The sequence below is a fragment of the Mesorhizobium australicum WSM2073 genome (assembly GCF_000230995.2).
In the GTDB taxonomy this organism is placed as follows: domain Bacteria; phylum Pseudomonadota; class Alphaproteobacteria; order Rhizobiales; family Rhizobiaceae; genus Mesorhizobium; species Mesorhizobium australicum.
In genome coordinates this window covers 1,146,429-1,162,363 of record NC_019973.1, presented here as the reverse complement: position 1 = coordinate 1,162,363, position 15,935 = coordinate 1,146,429, and the positions used below count along the sequence as shown (strand labels likewise).

Annotated in this window: 18 protein-coding genes; 10 read left to right on the top strand and 8 right to left on the bottom strand. The window is 64.0% G+C overall.

Features of this window, described 5'->3' with window-relative positions; genetic code table 11:
- Position 1 precedes the first annotated feature (1 nt).
- Positions 2–928: a hydroxymethylbilane synthase gene (gene hemC, locus MESAU_RS05495; protein WP_015315067.1), complete on the bottom strand. Its 927-nt coding sequence runs from the start codon at positions 926–928 to the stop codon at positions 2–4.
- A 101-nt stretch (positions 929–1,029) separates the two neighbouring features.
- Here hemC and tsaD point away from each other — a divergent pair, with 101 nt between their 5' ends.
- The 7 genes from tsaD to MESAU_RS05460 are packed head-to-tail and all read left to right on the top strand — an operon-like array spanning position 1,030 to position 5,807.
- Complete coding sequence (gene tsaD, locus MESAU_RS05490) at positions 1,030–2,115, top strand: tRNA (adenosine(37)-N6)-threonylcarbamoyltransferase complex transferase subunit TsaD (protein WP_174361985.1); 1,086 nt, start codon at positions 1,030–1,032, stop codon at positions 2,113–2,115.
- Complete coding sequence (locus MESAU_RS05485; protein ID WP_015315065.1) at positions 2,112–3,134, top strand: NAD(P)H-dependent glycerol-3-phosphate dehydrogenase; 1,023 nt, start codon at positions 2,112–2,114, stop codon at positions 3,132–3,134. Before tsaD ends, MESAU_RS05485 begins: the two co-directional genes overlap by 4 nt.
- Positions 3,135–3,170: 36 nt before the next feature.
- Entirely contained in the window at positions 3,171–3,467 is a 297-nt protein-coding gene (locus MESAU_RS05480) for a YciI-like protein (protein ID WP_015315064.1), read from the top strand.
- A gap of 39 nt (positions 3,468–3,506) precedes the next feature.
- Positions 3,507–3,932, top strand: coding sequence for an EVE domain-containing protein (locus MESAU_RS05475; protein ID WP_015315063.1), 426 nt, complete (start codon positions 3,507–3,509; stop codon positions 3,930–3,932).
- Positions 3,887–4,612, top strand: a complete 726-nt coding sequence (locus MESAU_RS05470) for a class I SAM-dependent methyltransferase (RefSeq protein WP_174361965.1) — start codon at positions 3,887–3,889, stop codon at positions 4,610–4,612. The genes MESAU_RS05475 and MESAU_RS05470 overlap by 46 nt, the downstream gene beginning before the upstream one ends.
- 21 nt (positions 4,613–4,633) lie before the next feature.
- On the top strand, positions 4,634–5,050 hold the full coding sequence (locus MESAU_RS05465; protein ID WP_015315061.1) for a DUF1761 domain-containing protein: 417 nt from the start codon (positions 4,634–4,636) through the stop codon (positions 5,048–5,050).
- Between the two features lie 13 nt (positions 5,051–5,063).
- Positions 5,064–5,807, top strand: coding sequence for a glycosyltransferase family 25 protein (locus tag MESAU_RS05460; RefSeq protein WP_015315060.1), 744 nt, complete (start codon positions 5,064–5,066; stop codon positions 5,805–5,807).
- Positions 5,808–5,811: 4 nt separating this feature from the next.
- Here MESAU_RS05460 and gcvA read toward each other — a convergent pair whose 3' ends face one another.
- On the bottom strand, positions 5,812–6,744 hold the full coding sequence (gene gcvA / locus MESAU_RS05455) for a transcriptional regulator GcvA (RefSeq protein ID WP_015315059.1): 933 nt from the start codon (positions 6,742–6,744) through the stop codon (positions 5,812–5,814).
- A 166-nt stretch (positions 6,745–6,910) separates the two neighbouring features.
- Between gcvA and MESAU_RS05450 the strand changes: the two genes are divergently transcribed.
- Positions 6,911–7,153, top strand: coding sequence for a hypothetical protein (locus MESAU_RS05450; protein WP_015315058.1), 243 nt, complete (start codon positions 6,911–6,913; stop codon positions 7,151–7,153).
- A gap of 115 nt (positions 7,154–7,268) precedes the next feature.
- On the opposite strand, the gene MESAU_RS05445 is transcribed toward MESAU_RS05450, so the two are convergent.
- Complete coding sequence (locus tag MESAU_RS05445) at positions 7,269–7,805, bottom strand: L,D-transpeptidase family protein (protein ID WP_174361983.1); 537 nt, start codon at positions 7,803–7,805, stop codon at positions 7,269–7,271.
- Positions 7,806–7,949: 144 nt separating this feature from the next.
- On the opposite strand from MESAU_RS05445, the gene MESAU_RS05440 reads away from it, so the two are divergent.
- Entirely contained in the window at positions 7,950–8,633 is a 684-nt protein-coding gene (locus tag MESAU_RS05440; RefSeq protein WP_015315056.1) for a response regulator transcription factor, read from the top strand.
- A 123-nt stretch (positions 8,634–8,756) separates the two neighbouring features.
- Positions 8,757–9,212 carry a Crp/Fnr family transcriptional regulator gene (locus MESAU_RS05435; protein ID WP_015315055.1) on the top strand — a complete coding sequence of 152 codons (456 nt, stop codon included), beginning with the start codon at positions 8,757–8,759 and terminating at the stop codon, positions 9,210–9,212.
- A 169-nt stretch (positions 9,213–9,381) separates the two neighbouring features.
- On the opposite strand, the gene MESAU_RS05430 is transcribed toward MESAU_RS05435, so the two are convergent.
- The 5 genes from MESAU_RS05430 to MESAU_RS05410 all read right to left on the bottom strand — a co-directional run bounded on the left by MESAU_RS05430 (position 9,382) and on the right by MESAU_RS05410 (position 15,926).
- Positions 9,382–10,188: an exodeoxyribonuclease III gene (locus MESAU_RS05430; RefSeq protein WP_015315054.1), complete on the bottom strand. Its 807-nt coding sequence runs from the start codon at positions 10,186–10,188 to the stop codon at positions 9,382–9,384.
- Between the two features lie 98 nt (positions 10,189–10,286).
- Positions 10,287–10,967, bottom strand: coding sequence for an outer-membrane lipoprotein carrier protein LolA (locus MESAU_RS05425; RefSeq protein ID WP_015315053.1), 681 nt, complete (start codon positions 10,965–10,967; stop codon positions 10,287–10,289).
- Positions 10,968–11,099: 132 nt separating this feature from the next.
- Positions 11,100–13,757 (bottom strand): DNA translocase FtsK, encoded by a 2,658-nt coding sequence (locus MESAU_RS05420; RefSeq protein ID WP_015315052.1) that lies wholly within the window; start codon positions 13,755–13,757, stop codon positions 11,100–11,102.
- A 208-nt stretch (positions 13,758–13,965) separates the two neighbouring features.
- Positions 13,966–14,244, bottom strand: a complete 279-nt coding sequence (locus MESAU_RS05415) for a hypothetical protein (RefSeq protein ID WP_015315051.1) — start codon at positions 14,242–14,244, stop codon at positions 13,966–13,968.
- 326 nt (positions 14,245–14,570) lie between these two features.
- Positions 14,571–15,926 (bottom strand): ammonium transporter, encoded by a 1,356-nt coding sequence (locus MESAU_RS05410; protein ID WP_015315050.1) that lies wholly within the window; start codon positions 15,924–15,926, stop codon positions 14,571–14,573.
- Between the last annotated feature and the right edge of the window lie 9 nt (positions 15,927–15,935).

The following is a 15,935-nucleotide window of genomic DNA, read 5'->3' as shown; positions in this document are numbered from 1 at the left end:
TTCAGAGCCAGCCGTGGAAGAACTTTTCGCCGGCCTTGGCACGCGCCGTCCACGCCGCTTCATCACCGATGCGGGCGGCGTCCTGTGCCAGCCCTTGTAGCTCGACCGCGTGCGACTGCGTGCCGTCGGGCGAGATGATCAGCCCGGCGAAAGAGAGCTTTCCGGCCTCGATCGCGGCATAGCCGGCGATAGGCGTGCGGCAGGAGCCATCGAGCGCCGCCAGGAAAGCGCGCTCGCAGGCGAGTGCCTGCCCGGTCGCCACATCGTGGATCGCCACCAGCATCTTCTCGACATCGCGGTCGCCGATCCGTGTCTCGATGCCGATCGCACCCTGGCCTGGTGCCGGCGGGAAGCTGTCCAGCGGCATCAAATCGGTGGCAACATCTTCCAGGCCCAGCCGCTTCAGGCCGGCATAGGCAAGGATGGTGCCGCTCGCGACCCCTTCGTCCAGCTTGCGCAGCCGCGTCTGCACATTGCCGCGGAACATCACCACGTCGAGGTCCGGCCGCATGCGGCGGATTAACGCCTGCCGCCGCAGCGACGAGGAGCCGACTTTCGCCCCTTGCGGCAGTTCCGCGATCGTCTTCGCCGCCCTGCCCACAAAGGCATCGCGCGCATCCTCACGCGGCAGGAAGGCGGAGAGTTCCAGGCCGGGCGGCAATTGCGTCGGCATGTCCTTTGACGAGTGCACGGCGATGTCGATCGCGCCGGCGAGCAGGGCTTCCTCGATTTCCTTGGTGAACAGGCCTTTGCCGCCAGCCTCCGACAGCGGCCGGTCCTGGATGCGGTCGCCGCTGGTCGAGATGACGACGACCTCGAACGCCTCCGCCGGCATGCCGTGCGCGGCCATCAGCCGCGCCTGTGTTTCATGCGCCTGCGCCAATGCCAGCGGGCTGCCGCGTGTTCCGATTTTCAAGATTGTTTGCATGGCGCGCGGTCCGTGATAACCCCCGGCTGGCTTTGCGTTTCCGGGCACTCTCCTAACGAGGAACGCCCTGACATACAATCTCTGGAGAGAGCGACGAATTGATCCGCGTTCTGGGCATTGAGACGAGTTGCGATGAGACCGCCGCCAGCGTCGTGGCGCTGGAGGGCGATGCCGCGCCGAAAATCATGTCCAACATCGTGCTCTCCCAGATCGAGGAACATGCCGCGTTCGGCGGCGTCGTGCCGGAGATCGCCGCGCGCGCCCACGTCGAGGCGCTGGACGGCATTATCGAGGCCGCGCTCGCCGATGCGGGCGTGGCGCTGGCCGATCTCGATGCGATCGCCGCGACCGCCGGACCAGGCCTCGTCGGCGGACTGATCGTCGGGTTGATGACGGCCAAGGCGATCGCCGCGGCGGCCGGCAAGCCGCTGATCGCCGTCAATCACCTCGAAGGCCACGCCTTGACGGCGCGACTGACCGACGGGCTCGAATTCCCCTATCTCTTGCTGCTGGTATCCGGCGGCCATACGCAGATTCTGGCCGTGCGCGGCGTTGGCGACTACCAGCGCTGGGCCACCACCATCGATGACGCGCTCGGCGAAGCCTTCGACAAGACCGCCAAGATGCTCGGTCTGCCCTATCCCGGCGGTCCCAATGTCGAGAAGGCAGCGCTGTCGGGCAATGCCTCGCGTTTTGCCTTCCCGCGGCCGATGAAAGGCTCGGCGCAGCCCGATTTCTCCTTCTCCGGCCTGAAGACCGCGGTGCGTCAGGCGGCGACAGCGATCGAGCCCTTGAGCGACCAGGATGTCGCCGACATCTGCGCCTCGTTCCAGGCGGCCGTCGCCGATGCGCTCGCCGACCGTGTTTCTCGCGCGCTGGAACGCTTTCGCGAAACATTCCCTGGCACGAAAAACCCGGCGCTGGTCGTCGCCGGCGGCGTCGCCGCCAACCGCACGGTCAAGACAACGCTGGAGCGGCTTTGCACTGACGCCGGTTTCAGCTTCGTCGCGCCACCACTGAAGCTTTGCACCGACAACGCGGCGATGATTGCCTGGGCCGGTATCGAACGCCTGCGAGAAGGCATGGCGCAGGAGAACGGCTTCGATTTCGTGCCGCGCTCGCGCTGGCCGCTGGACAGCGTCTCGGCGCCAATGGTCGGCTCCGGCCGTCGCGGAGCCAAGGCATGACCGATCGAGCCATGAAGGGTGGGGGTCCGGGCAAAAGCGGCTGGCATGTCGCCGTGCTCGGCGGCGGCGCCTGGGGCACGGCGCTGGCGCTGGCCATGCTGCGCGCCGGCCATACGGTGCGGCTGTTCGCGCGTGACCCTGAAACCGTGGCTGCGATCGGCCGGGGCGAGAACCCACGCTATCTCCCGGGCATCGCCATCGCGCCCGGCATCAAGGCGACGAGCGACATGGAGGCAGCCCTCACTGGGGCCGATTGCGTGCTGACGGTGACGCCGGCTCAGGCGTTGCGGGCCACGCTGGCCGCCGCCAGGGATCATATGCCGGCCGGCATTCCGCTCGTGCTCTGCGCCAAGGGCATCGAGCGCGACACCGGCGCCTTGCTGTCGGCAATCGCTGCGGAAATCTTGCCGCCAAACCCGGTCGCAGCGCTGTCAGGGCCGAGCTTTGCCAGCGATGTCGCCCGCGGCCTGCCGACGGCGGTGGTGGTGGCCGCCGGCGACGAGGCGCTTGCCGCCAACCTTGCCGCCCGATTTTCGGCTGAAAACCTGCGCTGCTATTCGAGCGACGACTTGATCGGCGTCGAGATCGGCGGCGCCTTGAAGAACGTCTTCGCCATCGCCGCCGGCGCTGTCACCGGGGCCGGGCTCGGCGCCAGCGCACAGGCGGCCATGGTGACGCGCGGCTTTGTCGAACTGCGCCGCATCGGTGCCGCCTTCGGCGCCAGGCCCGAGACCCTGATGGGGCTTTCCGGGCTTGGCGACCTGCTGCTTACCTGCTCGTCGGCGCAGTCGCGCAATTTCGCCTATGGGCTGGCGCTCGGACAGGGCAAGGCACTTTCCGGATTGCCGCTGGCCGAGGGCGTGCCGACCGCGGCGATCGCCGCCCGCATCGCCGCCGAGCGCGAAATCGATGCGCCGATCATCGCCGCGGTCGCCGCCATACTGGATGGCACCATCACCATCGGGCAGGCCGTGACGGCGCTGATGACCCGGCCGCTGAAGACCGAAACCAACGATTGATCCCACACTCTGATCCAACCACCCAGGAGAAAGACCATGCTGTTTGCTCTGATCTGCAAGGACAAGCCCGGAGGCCTGCAGGTGCGCCTCGACACGCGGCCCGAGCATGTCGCCTTTCTCGAAGGGCTGAACGGCGACAAGAAATTGGCCTTTGCCGGTCCGTTCCTCGACGCCGACGGCAAGCCCAATGGCAGCCTCGTGGTGGTCGAGGCCCCCGATCTGCCCAGCGCGCAGGCTCTGTCGGCCGCCGACCCCTACGCCAAGGCCGGCCTGTTCCAAAGCGTCGAAATCCGCCAGTGGAACTGGACGTTCAACAAGCCGGCGGCTAGTTAATTCGCGGCGCCCGCGACTGGGCCGCAAGGAGGAGAGAAAATGAACTACTGGCTGTTCAAATCCGAACCCTCGGTTTTCTCCTTCGAGGCGTTGAAGGCCAAGGGCAAGGCCGGCACCCAATGGGACGGCGTGCGCAACTACGCCGCCCGCAACAACATGAAGGCCATGCAGGTCGGCGATCTCGGCTTCTTCTACCATTCCAACGACGGCCTGAACGTGGTCGGCATTGCCGAGGTCTGCGCGCTGGCCCATCCCGACACCACGTCGGATGATCCGCGCTGGGAGTGTGTCGACATCCGCGCCGTCAGGGACATGCCGAACCCGCCGACGCTGGAAGAAGTCAAAGCCAATCCGAAACTGGCCGAGATGGCGCTGGTGCGGCTCGGACGGCTTTCCGTGCAGCCGGTGACCCCGGCCGAATGGAAGGAAGTCTGCCGCATGGGCGGCCTGATGCCTGCGCCGTGACGGCACTTACACCCGATAGCGCCAAGCAATTCATTCTCGACAACACGGCGCTGATGGCGCCGCCGCATGTGCCAGAAATTCGCCTTCACCTCGCCGACGAAGCGCATGATCTCTGGCAGCGAACAGAGGACGAACTTGTCGAGATCGGCCTGCCGCCGCCCTTTTGGGCGTTTGCCTGGGCGGGCGGCCAGGGCCTCGCCCGCTATGTCATCGACAATCCCGATATGGTCCGAGGCAAGCGCGTGCTCGATTTCGCTTCGGGCTCCGGACTCGTCGCCATCGCCGCCGTCAAGGCGGGCGCTGCCGAGGTAACCGCCGCCGACATCGACCCGTTCTGCGCCACCGCGATCCGCCTCAACAGCGAGGCCAACGGCGTCGGCATCGCGTTCCTCGGCACGGACTGTGTGGGCACCGATGCGGGCTGGGACGTGGTCCTGGCAGGCGACGTCTTCTACGACAAACCCTTCGCCGACCGGCTGATGCCGTGGTTTTCGACGCTCAAACGGCGTGGCGCCGACATTCTGGTCGGCGATCCCGGCCGGTCCTATCTGCCGCGATCGGGGCTGGAGCCGCTTGCCGTCTATCAGGTGCCGGTGACAAGGGCGCTGGAGGATGCCGAAGTCAAACGCACCACGGTATGGCGACTGCTTGACGCCATCGCCGAACAGGCGTTTCCATAAAACCGCACAGGAGGGGAACGCATGGATTTTTCAGCGGTGAATTGGCTGGCGGTGATCGCCGCCGCCGTCGTGGCCTGGCTGTTCGGCGCCGCCTGGTACATGGCGTTGAGCAAGCCCTGGCTGAAGGCCGCCAGGCTCGATCCCGCGACGATGAAGAAATCGCCTCTGCCCTTCGTCATCTCCTTCATCGCCGAACTGCTGATGGCCTACATCATGGCCCTGGTCGTCGGCGCGATGACGGGTGGTGAGCCGACCTGGCTGGCCGGACTGATCTTCGGTTTCGTGCTTTGGCTGGGTTTTGTCGCCACGACGCTGTCGGTCAACCATCGCTACGAGAATTTCGGCTGGGACCTGACTGTCATTGACGGCGGTCACTGGCTTGGCGTGCTGTTGATCATCGGCGCGGTGATCGGCTGGTTCGGCGCCGCTGCAAGCTGACGGTGCGTTGACGATGGCGGATAAGTCCGGATTTCCCCGCGACCTGGTGTTCACCAGGATCTGTCACGTCAAGCAGGGCTACGACGACCGGCGCCGGCACATCGTGCGCGAGTTCGACCGGCGCGGCGTGCCGGTCACCTTCTACACCGACTGGGACAGGGCGGATATCACCCCGGAAATCCGTGCTGAATTGGTCGCTCCCGATTTTGTCCACCCGGCGCAGGTCTCGCTGGCGCTGAAGCATGTCGGCATCTGGCGCGACTTCCTCGAAACCGACCTGCCCTATTGCCTGGTCTTCGAGGATGACGTCTTCCTCGCGCGCGACTTCGTCGCCAAATTCCGGCAAGGGCTGGCCGAACTCGGCAGCCCGATGCGCAAGGCCGTCATCTATTTCGGCAACGGCAGCAACTACTACACGCCGAGCTGGAAATTGCGCAGGGGCCAGAGGCTCTACCCGGCACTGCATGCCAGGTGCGCGGATTCCTATCTCATCACCCGTTCGGTCGCCGAAGCCCGTTGTGCCTGGATCGATCAACACAAGATCTACACCGTGATCGACCACCAGATCGAACAGATGGACGAAAAGCTGGGCGTTGAGATGCTGTGGTTCGAGCGGCCAATCGTCGAGCAAGGCAGCGAAAACGGCGCGTTCCAGACTTCCGTCGCCGGCAAGATGCAGCCGCTGCTCTACAAGAAGCTGAAATGGAACGTGAAGAAATACCGACGCATGATCTTCGGCCACAACGCCCGGTCCTGAGGGACTACACCTTGTCCGCTGTCCGCGTCCTGGAAACTTCCTCTAGGATCCATTCGCGGAAGGCGACAATGCGGGGATCGTCGGCCATGGCCTGGGGATAAACCAGGAAATAAGCGTATTCCGGCGCAACCCTGATGCTGAGCTCAAAGGGCCGCACCAGCCGGCCCTCGGACAGGTCGTTTGCCACCATGGCGAAATCGGCGAGCGCGACGGCATTGCCGTCGAGCGCTGCCTGCACCGCATCCGTCGATGTGCCGAAGACCACGGTGCGGCTGTCGTCGAAATCGTTGATGCCGGCCGCCGCCATCCACATGCGCCAGTTCGGCCATGTCACGCCCTGGCGGGCCCATTCGATATGGGCAAGCGTGTGGTTGAACAAGTCGCGCGGCTCGCGCAGGGGCGGCCCCGATGTCAGGAGGCCCGGACTGCACACCGGAATGATGATGTTGTCGAACAGGCGGTGTGCGCTGAGCCCCGGATATTTGCCGGCGCCGAAGCGGATGCCGACATCGACGTCGTCGAGATCGAAATCGCGCAAGCCATAGGCGATGTCGAACCTGAGTTCGATGCCCGGCCGCTGCTGGCGGAAATTCTCGACGCGCCGCATCAGCCATTTCGCCGCGAACTGCGCGTCCAGCGTCACCTTCAGGAATTCGGTGCCGCGCGCCATCTTGCGCGCCCGCATCACGGCGCGGCCAAGCAGGTCGAGCGTGTCGGTCGCCGCCTCGTAAAGCACCGTGCCCGCCTCCGTCAGCCGGATGGTGCGGCTGGTGCGGGTGAACAGCACGATGCCGAGCTGATCCTCGATTTCCTTGATCTGGTGGCTGACGGCGGCAGGCGTCAGGCCGAGCTCGTCGGCGGCGCGGGTGAAATTGAGGTGCCGGGCCGCCGCCTCCAGCGTCCTGAGCGCCCGCGTTCCCGGCAAGAGCGCTGCCATCAGCGTGCGGCCTGATCGAAGCGGCTCATGGAGCCTTAATCCTCAAATAAAACTTGATGATCAGACAAGAACTACTCGTTTCCCGTTGGTTTTTCAATACGGCATGATTGCAGCATCAAAGACACCATCAAACCGGATTTGATCTCCGGGGAATACGGATCACCTCATGTCTCACATCGCTCTTCGCCCTGCATACATCGCCCGGCCAGACTGGCTGTCGGCTGCCCGTACCTGGCTGCGGCAGGCCAAGGTCGCCGTCAACCTTCCTCACCAGAACGTCGAGGACCTCTCCGATCGCCAGTTGCGCGATATCGGGGCCGGCCGCAGGGACATCGCCCGGGCCATGGACCGCGAGACAGGCCGGTTGGGCCTTCTCGACATCGGCTGGCAGCGGAACAGGAAGGGATAAGCGAGCAGGGGAGTAGGATGATGCAGCTTGAGCGTGTCTGCTGCCGCTGAAGACTTCCCTATTCCCTATTCCCTATTCCCTATTCCCTATTCCCTATTCCCTATTCCCTATTCCCCTATCTCACCACCCTTACCACTGTCCGGTCCGACAGCAGCGGCAAAAGCCGCGCCATCGTGCGCGCGGTCACCGCCACGCAACCTTCCGTCGGCGTGAAGCCGGGACGCGCCAGATGGAAGAAGATGGCGCTGCCGCGCCCGCGCCGGCGCGGCGCGATGTTCCAGTCGAGCACCAGGCAGGCGTCATAGAGCCGGTCGTCGCGCCGCATGCGTTCGTGGCTGGCGCCGTAGGGAATCTTGACCGGCCTGTTATAGTTGCGGTCGTCAGGCACTTCGCACCAGCCGAGGTCCGGCCCGATCGACGCCATCGCCAGCCGCGTTCTGCGCCCGGCGGCAAACTGATCTCCCCGGAAATAGCCCGTCAGTATGCGCATCGAAGCGAGCGGCGTGGCACCGTCGCCTTCGCGCTTGCCGGCCGAGATGCCGCCACGCCCCAGCGCGCACGCAAACACCGTTTTGCCGGCCTGCAGCAGGCCCTGGCTTGGATGGCCGGGGCGAGCCCGCACGGTCAGCACGCGCAGCCCTTTTGCCAAAATTGCGCCGGCTGCATTGCGATCGCGTTTTTTCTTGTATGATCGTGCCACGGAACAAATCACTGTGATCGGCTATTGTGCCGGCCAGCTTCCGCATAAATACGCAGCGGTCAACTGAATTCACTTTTCAAAACAACGGATTGATCCATGACCTCACGTACCATCCTGATCGTCGATGACGATGACGACCTGCGCGGCACACTGGTCGAGCAACTGTCCCTCTACGAGGAATTCGATGTGCTGCAGGAAGCGACTGCGGCAAAAGGCGTCACCGCTGCGCGCGGCGGGCTCATCGACCTGCTCATCATGGATGTCGGTCTGCCCGACATGGACGGCCGGGAGGCGGTGAAGATCCTGCGCAAGGGCGGCTACAAGGCGCCCATCATCATGCTGACCGGCCACGATACCGATTCGGACACGATTCTGGGTCTCGAGGCCGGCGCCAACGACTATGTGACCAAGCCGTTCCGCTTCGCGGTGCTGCTTGCCCGTATCCGGGCGCAACTGCGCCAGCATGAGCAGAGCGAGGACGCGACCTTCTCGGTCGGCCCCTACACCTTCAAGCCCAGCCAGAAACTGCTCATCGACCAGCGCGGCGGCAAGGTGCGGCTGACGGAAAAGGAAGCCTCGATCATCAAGTATCTCTATCGCGCCGACCAGAAGGTGGTGACCCGCGACGTGCTGCTGGAGGAAGTGTGGGGATACAATTCCGGCGTCACCACGCATACCCTGGAAACCCATGTCTACCGTCTGCGCCAGAAGATCGAGCGCGATCCTTCCAATGCTGAAATTCTTGTGACAGAAAGCGGCGGCTACAAGCTGGTTCCTTAAACATTTCACCATTCAAATGAGCGGTTCGGGCGGGGCCGCTTTCGGGTACGATCCTGTTGGAGGGGGATTCTGGGATCGTACCGCAGAGGAGGGATTGGACTGACCGTTCGGGGACACAGCTAGATGGCGCTGGATGACGACATCCGCATCCTGTCCGCCGTGAGGCTTTTCGAGGGCTTCACGCAGGAACAGTTGCGCCTGCTCGCCTTCGGTGCCGAGACCACTTTGGTGCAGGCCGACCACAAGCTTTATCGCGAGGACGACGTGGCCGACTCGGCCTATGTCGTGGTCAGCGGGCGCATCGTGCTCTATCGCGAGCAGGATGGCGAGCGCATCCCGATCGGCAAGGTCGGCCCAGGCACGATGCTTAGCGAGCTGGCGCTGATCGCCGATACCAACCGGCTGACCAGCGCCTCGGCCGAAATCGACTCGGAAGTGATAAGGCTGAGCCGCAAGATGTTCCGGCGCATACTGGAGGAATACCCGGAATTGGCGGTGAAGCTGCATCAGCGCATCTCCGAGGAATTCCACGACATGATCCGCCGCATCGAGGAATTGGCGCCACGATTTTCGGGTTGACCTGGCATTTGACGCCGCAGGTGTCGAGATTCAGGTCAGGCCGAGGCGAAAACGGCGGACTCCGAGAAGCGTACTAAAGTACGTGAGCACAGTTCTACTGCGACGTAGTAGAACTGGGAAGCGCAGGAAGCCGCCGTTTGCAGGCCGGCTTCACCTGAATATCATAAACTTAATCCAGGGCGAACCGGGCAATCACTGGCACATGGTCCGACGGCCGGTCCCAGCCACGGGCGGCTCTAAGGATCTCATAGCCGGCAAAACTGGGCACCAGGTTTGGTGACGACCAGACATGGTCGAGCCGCCGGCCGCGATTGGACGCCTCCCAATCCTGCGCGCGATAACTCCACCAGGTATAGAGCTTCTGTTCCGGTGGCACGTTGTGCCGCATCAGGTCGACCCAGCCGCCGGCGCGCCGCATCGCCTCGAAGTTTTCGGTCTCGACCGGCGTGTGGCTGACCACGTTGAGCAATTGCTTGTGCGACCAGACATCATGCTCCAGCGGCGCGATATTGAGGTCCCCGACCAGCACCGACGCCGATACCTCGCCATGCTCGGCCCGGATGGCGTTCATCTCGGCGACGAAATCGAGCTTGTGCCTGAACTTCCTGTTGATCTCGGGATCCGGCTCGTCGCCACCCGCGGGCACGTAGAAATTGTGCACCAGGATGGTCTTGCCGCCGGCCTGTACCGTCACCGACAGGTGGCGGCTGTCCTCGATGTCGCAGAAGCGCCGCTTTTCGACTACCTCGATCGGCCGCCGCGCCACCGTCGCCACGCCATGATAGCCCTTCTGGCCATGGAACGCGATGTAGGGATAGCCGACCTTGCGAAAGGCTTTTTCGGGAAAGAGCTCGTCCGGGACCTTGGTTTCCTGCAGGCAGAGCACATCGGGCGCGTACTCATCGAGCAGGCGTTCGACGATCGGCATGCGCAGGCGCACGGAGTTGATATTCCAGGTGGCGATCGAAAAGGGCATGCGGAGGGGTCCGGCAAGAGATCGCCATTCTACTGCCAGCCGCGCGCCGCAAAAACAAGCCAGCCCGCTCCGCTAACGGGCCTGGCTCTATGGCGGGCCTACCGCGTCTTGGTGTTCAGCTCGCGATTGGCCGTATAGTCGATGGCAAAGGTATCGGGCGCGAAGCTGACGCCTTCCTTGGTGTTGAAGATCATCACCGTCGTGTCCTTGCCCTGCGCGTCGGTGATCGTCCACTGCCGCAAATCATAGGTTTTCGGGTCGAACATCATGGTGATCCGCGCATTGCCGAAAACCGACTTGTCGGAAAGCTGGATGGTGGTGAGGTCGTCTTCTTCCTTGACGCTCTTGACGCGGTTGCCGGAGAGGTCGATGCGGTCGTCGAGCAGCAGTTTCAGCGGCGTCTTCGACAGCGGATAAAGGTCCGACGTGTTCAGTTTCTTGTTGAGTATGGCAACCGATCTGCCGTCGGAAATCACCCGGAAATTCGAAGACCCGTCATAGTTGAAGCGGATCTTGCCCGGCCGTTCCAGGAAGAATTTTCCGCCGGTCTGCTCGCCCTTGGGGCCGAACTGGACGAATTCGCCACTCATCGATTTGACCGCCGAGAAATGGTCGGCGATCTTCTGTGCCGCCGCGGGCACGGCCGCCTGCGCCGAGGCCAGCAACTCGAATCCGGGCACCACGTTAAGGGCGGCGGCACCCGCGAAGACCAGGCCGAGGCCAAGCAACTGGCGGCGTGTCGGGGCAAAATTGCTGAGCGCTGAAAGATCGTTTTTCATATCGGTCACTCTCGTCCGGTTCCTGATTTGGTCGCTGTCGTGAACCCCCAGTTGGGCTGAAGTTTGGCGAGGCGATCGCTGCTCAGTCGGGAACGCGCCAGAAGGTTCAAAGTTGCCGCGAACTCTGCGCTATCAGAACTTGTCGTCTTCTGTCGGCACCAAGATTTCGCGTTTTCCGGCATGGTTGGCCGGGCCGACAATGCCTTCCTTTTCCATCTTCTCGATAATCGAGGCGGCTCTGTTATAGCCGATGCCCAGACGCCGCTGGATGTAGCTGGTCGAGGCCTTGCCGTCGCGCAGCACCACCGAAACCGCCTGATCATAAGGATCGTCGGAATCCTCGAAATTGCCACCGCCACCGCCGCCCGAACCGGCCTTGCCGGACGGCTCGTCGTCGTCCTCGCCGTCGTCCTCGGTGATGGCGTCGAGATATTCCGGCACGCCCTGCAGCTTCAGGTGCCCGACGATCTTCTCGACCTCGTCGTCGGAGACGAACGGCCCGTGCACGCGCTGGATGCGGCCGCCGCCGGCCATGTAGAGCATGTCGCCCATGCCGAGCAGCTGCTCGGCGCCCTGCTCGCCCAAAATGGTGCGGCTGTCGATCTTGGACGTCACCTGGAAGGAGATGCGGGTCGGGAAGTTGGCCTTGATGGTGCCGGTGATGACGTCGACCGAGGGACGTTGCGTGGCCATGATGACGTGGATGCCGGCGGCGCGCGCCATTTGCGCCAGGCGCTGCACCGCGCCTTCGATGTCCTTGCCGGCGACCATCATCAGGTCGGCCATTTCGTCGATGATGACGACGATATAGGGCATCGGCTCGAGATCGAGATCCTCGGTCTCGTAGATCGCCTCGCCTGTCTGGCGGTCGAAGCCGGTCTGCACAGTGCGCGAGATCTTTTCGCCCTTCTTCTCGGCCTGCTGCACGCGTGCGTTGAAGCCGTCGATGTTGCGCACGCCGACCTTGGACATCTTGCGGTAGCGGTCCTCCATCTCGCGCACGGTCCATTTCAGCGCCACCACCGCCTTCTTCGGGTCGGTGACCACGGGCGTCAGCAGATGTGGAATGCCGTCATAGACGGAGAGTTCGAGCATTTTCGGATCGATCATGATCAGCCGGCACTCCTGCGGGGTGAGACGGTAGAGCAGCGACAGGATCATGGTGTTGATGGCGACCGACTTGCCCGAACCGGTGGTGCCGGCGACCAGCACGTGCGGCATCTTGGCGATGTCGACGATGACGGCTTCGCCATTGATGGTCTTGCCCAGCGCCAGCGCCAGCTTGGCCTTGGTCGTCTCGAAGTCGCGGCTGGCCATGATCTCGCGGAGGTAAACCGTTTCGCGCTTGGCGTTGGGCAGTTCGATGCCGATGGCGTTGCGGCCCGGCACCACGGCGACGCGGCAGGCGATCGCGCTCATCGAACGGGCGATGTCGTCGGAAAGGCCGATGACGCGCGACGACTTGATGCCCGGTGCGGGTTCGAGTTCGTAAAGGGTGACGACCGGACCCGGGCGAACGGCAATGATCTCGCCCTTGACGCCGAAATCCTCCAGCACGCCTTCGAGCAGGCGCGCGTTCTGTTCCAGCGCGTCCTTGGAAAGACTTGGGTCGCGCGCGACATTCTTCGGTTCGGACAGGAAATGCAGCGACGGCATTTCGAACGTGTCGGAGCCGATCAGCGAGGTTTGCGCCTCGCGCTGGACGCGGGCGCCCGGCACGGGTCGCGCCGCCGGCGCCTCCACCCGGGTGGCGGCATCGGAACGGAACTGCTGGACCTTGGCCGTGGGAGCACGCCGCTGCGCGACGGACTCGTCATCGAAATCCATATCCGCGTCGTCGCGGCTGAAGACATCGTCGTCGTCCGGGTCGACGGAGACGCTGCGGTCGTTGACCATGGCGGCGAAGAATTCCGGTTCGACACGGGCGCGGCCGTCATGGCTCATGCGCTGCTCGGCGTACTCGGCCGACTCGACGCGTTCGGCGGCGCGGCGCCAGGCGCTGGCGCGCGGCTCCATCTCCGGTTCGAACTCGTCGCGCTCCTGCCTGCGGCGCACCGCGCGGCGATGCATCCACGCGCGGAAAGAAAGCCACCAATGGGTGATTGCGCCGAGCGCCAGTATGCCCTCGTCGCCCTCGTCCTCGTCATTGTCGAACAGAAGCTCGTCCTCGCGCGGGTCCGCGGCGGCCGGTTCTTCCATCACGGCGAAGCCGTTCTTGCGCCCGAGCAGCGCCGCGCCATGGGCGAACAGCCAGAGCGCGGGCGCAGCCAGCACTATGGCGAGCACGCTGGCCACCAGCCCGGTTGGATAGCCGCCGATGAGGACACCGGGGATCTTTAGCACCATGTCGCCGAAGACGCCGCCGAGACCGGTGGGCAGCGGCCAGGTCTTGGGCGGAACGATGCAGCCGGCGATGGCGGCGGCGAGCAGCGCGAAACCGAACCAGAACAGCCCGCGCCTGGGCAGCCGGTCGACGCCGCGCGCCGAAAACAGGAGGTATCCCCAGATCACTGCCGGAACCAGCGCGGCGACCGCGGCAAGGCCGAAGAACTGCATGGCGAGGTCCGAGAACACCGCGCCGGCATAGCCCATGGCGTTGGTGACGATGTTGGCGGTGGCATGCGAGAAGCTTGGATCGGCGACGTTCCAGGTCGCGAGGCTGGCGACGGCGAAGGCCGTGAACGCGAACAGGCCGGTGCCGACCAGACGGCCGACCTGGCGCCGCGCGAATGCCTGGATGCCGTGCCCCGTATCGGTCAGCGCGAGCGGTGCTGAAGCCCCTGAACGCATGCTCTTCCCCGTCAGTGATTGCCTGGCCGCAGCGCATGACGCACTCCGGCAGATTCGGATGCCAGACTAGGCGTGGGAAGGTTAAGGGCGCATTAACTATAAGACCGTGGGGGCCGTCCTTTTGGCACCGACATCTACCAGTGACCGCACCATAAGAAAAATGGCGGGCGCCCTGGCCCGCCATCCATTCGTTGGGCTGGGCAGCGTGCTACTTGCTGGCGCCGCCGAGCATCTTCACATTGGCGCAGAACTCGGCGTGCGGCTTGCTCATCGCAGCGTCCTGGCATTCCTTCATCATGGCGTCCTGCTTCTCCTTCGGCATGGCCATGAAAGCTGCCTTGAATTCCTCCATTGGCTTCATGGTCTTCATGCTGGAATCGGTGAAGAACGGCGCCATGTTGTCCGGCTCGTCCAGTGCGCCGGCAAATGCAAAGCCGCTGACCATGGAAAGTGCGAGTGCCCCGAGGCAGATATTCTTGAGGTTCATGAGAAAATTCCTTCCCTGTTTCAAAATCACGAGCGTCAGAACGACGATCGCCTCCTGAGTTCGGCGACAGAGCGGTCGATGTTTCCTCGAAAAGCTTCTTCACGCGAACGTGATTGCGTGGACTCGGACGAAGCGAGAACGAATTTGCAAAAAAAGAGGCCCGGAGCGATCCGGGCCTCAAGGCGTGACCTCCTTGCGGGAGCATCACGACGGGATGCTTTCAAAGCAATTCCAGCAGAAGGGATTCGCGGTTTTCCCTCCGGAATTGCGCGGCAAACATGGGGCCGGCGGGAGGAGGGTTCCGCCGGCCCGTTGGCAAGGATGCCTTACGGCACCACTTCGCCATGCTGGGAGATGTCGAGGCCTTCGACTTCTTCCTGGGTCGTCGGACGCAGGCCGACCAGCGCCTTGACGACGTAAAGGATGACGAAGGTGGCAACCGCCGTCCAGACAATGGTGACGGCGACACCGTAGATCTGCTTGCCGAGAGAAGCGCCCGACGAGAGGCTGTTGATCGCCGGGTCGGCAAGCACGCCGGTCAGCAGGGCGCCGACCACGCCGCCGACGCCATGCACGCCGAAGGCATCGAGCGAGTCGTCATAGCCGAACATGTGCTTCACCTTGACCGCCGAGAGGTAGCAGACGACGCCGGCGACGATGCCGACGATGAAGGCGCCGGTCGGGTTGACGAAACCGGAAGCCGGCGTCACCGCGACGAGGCCCGCGACTGCGCCCGAGATGATGCCGAGCACGGAAGGCTTCTTGGCGATGATCCATTCGGCGAACATCCAGGCCAGTGCCGCGGCGGCGGTGGCAACCTGGGTGTTGAGCATGGCGGCACCGGCAAGGCCGTCGGCCGCCAGTTCCGAACCGGCGTTGAAGCCGAACCAGCCGACCCACAGCAGCGATGCGCCGATGACCGAATAGACGAGGTTGTGCGGCGCCATGTTGGTGGTGCCATAGCCTTCGCGCTTGCCGAGAACCAGTGCACAGACGAGGCCCGCGACACCGGCATTGATGTGAACGACCGTGCCGCCGGCGAAGTCGAGCACGCCAGCCGTACCGAGGAAGCCGCCACCCCAGACCCAATGCGCGATCGGCACATAGACGATCAGCAGCCACAGTGCCATGAAGATCAGCAGTGCCGAGAACTTGAAGCGTTCGGCGAAGGCGCCGGCAATCAGCGCCGGCGTGATGATGGCGAAGGTCATCTGAAACATCGAGAAGACGAATTCAGGGATGTTGGCCACACCCGGCAGCCACAGGCTGGCGGTGGTGATGCCGTGGTGGAAGAATTTCGAGGTGCCTCCGAGATAGGCATTCATGCCGCCGCCGTCGGAAAAGGCCAGCGAATAGCCGAACATGAACCATAGCACCGTCACCAGGCAGGTGATGGCGAAGCTCTGCATGACGGTGGCGAGCACGTTCTTCTTGCGCACCATGCCGCCGTAGAACAGCGCCAGGCCCGGGATGGTCATCATCAGCACCAGCGCCGTGGAGGTCAGCATCCAGGCGGTGTTGCCGGTATCGAGCACCGGGGTGGGTGCGGCGGCAGGTGCCGCGGCAGCGGCAGCGGGTGCGGCTTCCTGCGCGAAGGCGGCGACGCTGCCCAGCGCTGCGAGAGCGAGCGTGCCCAGAAGGGCCGCTCGTCCCGTCGTCTTCAAGGTGGAAGGAATATTCATTGAACTCTC

Bases quoted from the DNA above. Each gene is read 5' to 3' on its own strand.
- hemC (WP_015315067.1), bottom strand. From the start codon at position 928: ATGCAAACAATCTTGAAAATCGGAACACGCGGCAGCCCGCTGGCATTG.
- MESAU_RS05485 (WP_015315065.1), top strand. From the start codon at position 2,112: ATGACCGATCGAGCCATGAAGGGTGGGGGTCCGGGCAAAAGCGGCTGG.
- MESAU_RS05480 (WP_015315064.1), top strand. From the start codon at position 3,171: ATGCTGTTTGCTCTGATCTGCAAGGACAAGCCCGGAGGCCTGCAGGTG.
- MESAU_RS05475 (WP_015315063.1), top strand. From the start codon at position 3,507: ATGAACTACTGGCTGTTCAAATCCGAACCCTCGGTTTTCTCCTTCGAG.
- MESAU_RS05470 (WP_174361965.1), top strand. From the start codon at position 3,887: ATGGAAGGAAGTCTGCCGCATGGGCGGCCTGATGCCTGCGCCGTGACG.
- MESAU_RS05465 (WP_015315061.1), top strand. From the start codon at position 4,634: ATGGATTTTTCAGCGGTGAATTGGCTGGCGGTGATCGCCGCCGCCGTC.
- MESAU_RS05460 (WP_015315060.1), top strand. From the start codon at position 5,064: ATGGCGGATAAGTCCGGATTTCCCCGCGACCTGGTGTTCACCAGGATC.
- gcvA (WP_015315059.1), bottom strand. From the start codon at position 6,744: ATGGCAGCGCTCTTGCCGGGAACGCGGGCGCTCAGGACGCTGGAGGCG.
- MESAU_RS05450 (WP_015315058.1), top strand. From the start codon at position 6,911: ATGTCTCACATCGCTCTTCGCCCTGCATACATCGCCCGGCCAGACTGG.
- MESAU_RS05440 (WP_015315056.1), top strand. From the start codon at position 7,950: ATGACCTCACGTACCATCCTGATCGTCGATGACGATGACGACCTGCGC.
- MESAU_RS05435 (WP_015315055.1), top strand. From the start codon at position 8,757: ATGGCGCTGGATGACGACATCCGCATCCTGTCCGCCGTGAGGCTTTTC.
- MESAU_RS05430 (WP_015315054.1), bottom strand. From the start codon at position 10,188: ATGCCCTTTTCGATCGCCACCTGGAATATCAACTCCGTGCGCCTGCGC.
- MESAU_RS05425 (WP_015315053.1), bottom strand. From the start codon at position 10,967: ATGAAAAACGATCTTTCAGCGCTCAGCAATTTTGCCCCGACACGCCGC.
- MESAU_RS05420 (WP_015315052.1), bottom strand. From the start codon at position 13,757: ATGCGTTCAGGGGCTTCAGCACCGCTCGCGCTGACCGATACGGGGCAC.
- MESAU_RS05415 (WP_015315051.1), bottom strand. From the start codon at position 14,244: ATGAACCTCAAGAATATCTGCCTCGGGGCACTCGCACTTTCCATGGTC.
- MESAU_RS05410 (WP_015315050.1), bottom strand. From the start codon at position 15,926: ATGAATATTCCTTCCACCTTGAAGACGACGGGACGAGCGGCCCTTCTG.